Genomic DNA, 5,251 nt, shown 5'->3' with positions numbered 1-5,251 from the left:
GGTTTGTTGCTTTAAAAGAAGTCGCAAAATTAAGGCGAATATTAAGAATTACAAACAAATTACTAATTACCCGCCGTAATTACAGGGAAATGGGAAGATTTCAACAAGAAACCTCCCCATAACCTGTAATGCTTTATCCGTTGTTTGCAGTTTTTATTTTAAGATTCTTCGAGGCGCTGGATAGATTGGATACCATCCAGCTTTTTAAGCCTTTCTACCAGCTCATCCAGTTCTTCCTTGTCGTGTACATATACCTTGATCAGCCCTTCAAATAAGCCTTCTTTCGACTCAATGCTGAGGGCGGAAATATTGATCTTCAGTTCACCGGAAATAATATTGGTGATCTTATGGATAACCCCCACATCGTCCATACCAATGATACGCAAACCGGTAAGGAAGGAAATTTCCCGGTTTTTCACCCATTTTGTCTTTACCACGCGGTGACCATAATTAGCCAGTAACTGTGCGGCATTGGGGCAGTTGGTACGGTGTATCTTCAGTCCTTCACTGGCAGTAATAAAGCCAAACACGTCGTCGCCTGGAATAGGACGGCAGCAATTGGCCAGTTTATAGGCGATCTTATCTGAGCTTTCCCCGAAAATGATCAGTTCCGCATCTTTTTTGGAAGGCAACTGGTGCTTCACATGTTCTTCCGGCACGTGCTCCGGCACTTTCACCGGTTTTGGCGGTTCCAGTTTATCGCCCAGTACAGAAAATTGTTTCAGCTCTTTCAGGTCAATATTCCTTACCGCCACCTGGTAGTACAGGTCCAGCGGGGAGGGTTGTTTATAGAACTGAACCAGCTCGTTGATATTATGCTGGCTGGTGGAAATATTCATGTGCGACAACTTCCGCTCCAGCGCGGCCTTCCCGTCCATGGCCACTTTACGCTTCTCTTCCTTCAGCGCATCCTTGATCTTGGATTTGGCTTTGGCGGTAAGTACAAAGTTCAGCCAGTCTTCCGAAGGCTTTTGCTTATTGGAGGTAATGATCTCTACCTGGTCGCCGCTGCGCAGTTTATGGCTCAAAGGCACCAGCTTATAGTTCACTTTGGCGCCAATACATTTGTTGCCCACCGCACTGTGGATAGAGTAGGCAAAATCCAGTGCAGTAGAGTTTACCGGCAATATTTTGAGATCCCCTTTAGGGGTATACACATAAATTTCCTCTGTGAAGAGGTTGCTCTTAAAATCGGCCAGGAAATCGAGTGTATTGGAATCGGGGTTGTTCAGGATTTCCCTGATCTGGGTAAACCACTGATCAAACTTGGATTCCTGCTGAGCGGAGGCATTGCTGCCTTCCTTGTACCGCCAGTGTGCCGCCACCCCTTTTTCTGCATAATCGTTCATGCGTTTGGAACGGATCTGCACTTCCACCCATTTCCCGCTGGGGCCCATTACCGTTACGTGCAGCGCTTCATACCCGTTTGATTTCGGGTTGCTGAGCCAGTCGCGGGTCCTCTCAGGACTGGGGTGATAAAAATCGGTAATGATGGAATATACCTTCCAGCAATCCGCCTTTTCCTTGTCTATAGGAGAATCCAGGATAATACGGATGGCAAAAAGATCATATACTTCTTCAAAGGCAACGCCTTTCGTTTTGATCTTATTATGAATAGAATGGATCGATTTCGGGCGCCCATAGATCTCAAATTCAAATCCTTCTTCCTGCAGCACTTCCTTGATAGGCTTAATAAATTCGTTGATATAGCGGGTACGCTCACGTTTGGTTTCCTTGAGGCGCTTGGCTATTTCACGGTAGGTTTGCTGCTCCGTATACTTCATGGCCAGGTCTTCCAGTTCGGATTTGATATTGTATAACCCGAGGCGGTGAGCCAGCGGCGCATAGATGAACACGGTTTCAGAAGCTATTTTCAGCTGCTTTTCCCGGCTCATGCTATCGAGCGTACGCATATTATGCAGCCTGTCCGCCAGCTTGATGAGGATCACCCGCGGGTCGTCTGCCAGTGTCAGTAATATTTTCTTGAAATTTTCTGCCTGTGCGGTACTGGTACTGGAGTCTATAACGGTAGATATTTTTGTGAGACCGTCAACGATATGTGCGATCTCATTCCCGAACTCGCGGGACACATCTTCCAATGTTACTTCGGTATCTTCCACGGTATCGTGGAGCAGGGCGCATATGGCGGAACGCACGCCCAGTCCTATTTCTTCCACGCAAATCTGCGCTACCGCCAGCGGATGCAATATGTAAGGCTCCCCGGATTTACGCCGCATTTCCTTGTGTGCATCTGCTGCCATTTCAAAAGCAGTACGAACCAGCTCCCTGTCGCCTTTTTTCAAACGCGGTTTCAACGCCCTCAATAAAGCACGGTAATGCCGAACGATTTCCTTCTTTTCCTGCTCTTCGTCTAAATTATATTTTTGTACAACCACTGTTTCCATTGCTATAAAGTTACGATTTAATATAATCTGAAAGAAAAAAGCGGTATCGCATAAAAAAGCCACCCTTACCCGGCGTTACCGGGAAGGGTGGACAGGTTGATTATCCAGCAGGGAAAAAGATAAGTCAGTGAAGAGGTACAGTGATTTTTACCGGCAGGATATCTTCCGGCACATTCAGCCGGAGGCCCACGTTGTAAACGGTTTCAAGCTCAAGCCGGGGCACCAGTTTGAGTAACCTGCGGACGCGGCCAATGAATACGTCCATACTACGACTGGCATAAAAATCTTCTTTTCCCCATACCCGGAGAAGTACTTCGTCTTTTTGCACGATGATGTTGGGGCGACTGAGGAAATACCGCAGCATTTTAGCCTCAATAGGGGAGATCCTTCCTTTGGCCAGCTTGCCGTTGACTTCAAAGATCTTGAGTTTCCGGTAATGAAAAGTGATGTCGGCCACCGTATGCCCTACCAGCAACTCGGTGCGGTTAGGCCGGGTCCATTTCAGGATCACCTTCATTCTTTTTACCAGCTCTTCAAAACTGAACGGCTTTACGAGGTATCCATCCCCTCCCAGCTGAAAACCGCTGATACGGTCTTCCTCCCCGGTTTTTTCGGCCGACAGGAAAAAGATGGGGGTGAGCATGGTAACATTCCGGATTTCCTTTGCCAGTTCAAATCCGTTCATTTTTGGGAGAACAATGTCGATCAGGCAGATATCGTATTTGGACCTGGAATAAAGGTTCCAGGCATCCACGCCGTCGAAACAATGCTCTACCGTGTAACCGGCTTGTTCCAGGTGCTGTTTAACGATACCGCCGAATGCCTTATCATCCTCAACAAGCAAAACTTTTGGGTTTCTGTTCATATAGCTACCATTTGTGATCAGTTCGACTATAAAACAAAAAAGAGATGGGCGCGGGTAATGCGCCCATCTCTTTTTTATTTTATCAACACTAATTCACATCAATCCACACCGTAATCACATCTTTTCCACAGCTGGTATTTTAATCGCTACTGCATGTTGAAACCCTTTATTACGGAGAGATGCGGGGATCTGTACTTCTACCCCCGCAGCTGTAGTTTTCCACACCAGCTTATTATTGGCTCCCAGCAGTTGTAAACGGGCGCCTTTAGCCGGTGTCAGTCCCTTGAAAGAAATAGTGGCAGGCAATTGCTCATTTTCATCCAGCAGGTAAATGGCATACACACTACCATCTTTTTTACGGGTAAAGCATACTTTACCATCTTTATAAGGCGCTACCGCACGGGTACCATAAATAGCGTCTCCATTTATATGGATCCATTCCCCGATATGCTTCATGGTGGTGTAGGCATCGTTATGCAGCTCCCCGTCCGGTCCCGGGGCTACGTTCAGCAGGTAATTCCCCCCTTTGGCTACAATATCCACCAGGTTGTGGATCAGCACATTTACTGATTTGTATTTGTCGCCCGGCACATACGACCAGGAGCTACCCATGGTCATGCAGGTTTCCCAGGGATAGCTGAGGGGCTTATCAGGGACCTGCTGCTCAGGAGTGCGGTAATTTTCGTAAGGACCATGCACGCTGCGGTCTACCACAATGAGCCCTGGCTGGTGACTGCGGGCCATGGATGCAATTTTGCCCATATCAATATCCTGATCCTGCGGAGCCGTTTGATTCCAGGAAAGCGATTCTTTTGTTTGCTGCTTCAACGGGCGTACCCAGCCCCCATCCAGCCAGAGGATATCCAGTTTGCCATAGCCGGTCATCAGTTCCTCAATCTGTTTATAGGTATATTGTTTGAACTGGTTCCATCTTTCCGGGTATTTTTTCAGGTCATAATTCGGGTTACGGTCTTTTGGCGGGAAATAGCTCCACCAGTAGTATTCCGTATGCCAGTCGGGCTTGGAAAAATAAGCACCGGCATGGATCCCTTCTTCACGGAAAGCCTGGAACACTTCTTTGGCGAGGTTAGCCCGCGGGTTCTTACTGAAAGCGCCGTCGGCGGCGGTTATTTTGTAATCGGTTTGCTTCGTATCAAACATGCAAAAGCCATCGTGGTGCTTGGTGGTGAACACCAGGTACTTCATCCCTGCATCTTTTGCTGCTTTTGCCCATTTTTCAGGATTGAAATGAACGGGGTTAAAAGTTTTTCCAAGCGCCTCGTATTTTTTCAGGTACTCGTAATAGGGAATGCCCGCTGGCTTGCGCTGTGTCCAACCTTCATCTTCCGGGCAAATGCTCCAGGATTCCACCACGCCCCATTGGGAATAAGGGCCCCAGTGCATGATCATCCCGAATTTCCAGTCCTGCCACTCGTCCAGTTTCTTTACCACCGCCTGGTCTGTTTCAGGTACATAGGGTGGCTCTTCATGCTGTGCCTGGACACTGTTAAAGCCCAGCAGCGCAAATCCCAGTAAGAGGAGGTATTTCTTTTTCATTGTTAGTTTTTATAAGACGATACTAAAGTAGTTACTTTCAATGCCTGGTGGATAATTTCCGGTAATTGTCCTGTTTGCAGCCGGATGGTCCGGGTTTCGCCCGGCAGCAGATCAAAATAATTTTCTTCAAAATGATCCGTTGCGGCGGCATTGTCCAGCGACAGGTATACATTTCTTGCCAGCTTGTCTGTTTTCAAACGGATATAAACAATGCCTTTGTCTCTGGCCACCTTACTGGTTACAATATCAAGGTCAGGCACTTCGAGGTTCATATCCTTCGCCGGAGCAAAGTAAAAGATATTCCGCTCCATATCCTTATTGTCTATTCGCAGTTGCGCATAGAATATTACCCTTGCGGGGTTATTTCCCTGCAAAATAGCAGCAGTATCTATCGAATGCAGCTTTTCGCTGGTATTTGATCTTA

At 47.3% G+C, this 5,251-nt stretch carries 4 protein-coding genes; all 4 read right to left on the bottom strand.

The annotated features are described in order from the left end of the window. Positions 1–158: 158 nt before the first annotated feature. Positions 159–2,405, bottom strand: a complete 2,247-nt coding sequence (locus VN105_RS09020; RefSeq protein WP_325640022.1) for a bifunctional (p)ppGpp synthetase/guanosine-3',5'-bis(diphosphate) 3'-pyrophosphohydrolase — start codon at positions 2,403–2,405, stop codon at positions 159–161. Between the two features lie 124 nt (positions 2,406–2,529). Next, positions 2,530–3,270 carry a response regulator transcription factor gene (locus VN105_RS09015; protein WP_325640020.1) on the bottom strand — a complete coding sequence of 247 codons (741 nt, stop codon included), beginning with the start codon at positions 3,268–3,270 and terminating at the stop codon, positions 2,530–2,532. A gap of 114 nt (positions 3,271–3,384) precedes the next feature. Beyond that, positions 3,385–4,827 carry an alpha-L-fucosidase gene (locus tag VN105_RS09010; protein ID WP_325640018.1) on the bottom strand — a complete coding sequence of 481 codons (1,443 nt, stop codon included), beginning with the start codon at positions 4,825–4,827 and terminating at the stop codon, positions 3,385–3,387. A 2-nt stretch (positions 4,828–4,829) separates the two neighbouring features. After that, positions 4,830–5,251, bottom strand: a 422-nt coding sequence (locus VN105_RS09005) for a glycoside hydrolase family 2 protein (RefSeq protein ID WP_325640016.1), incomplete at its 5' end; no start/stop codon positions are given.

Source organism: Chitinophaga sp. (assembly GCF_035564935.1).
Classification (GTDB): domain Bacteria; phylum Bacteroidota; class Bacteroidia; order Chitinophagales; family Chitinophagaceae; genus Chitinophaga.
This window is presented reverse-complemented; position numbering and strand designations above follow the sequence as displayed.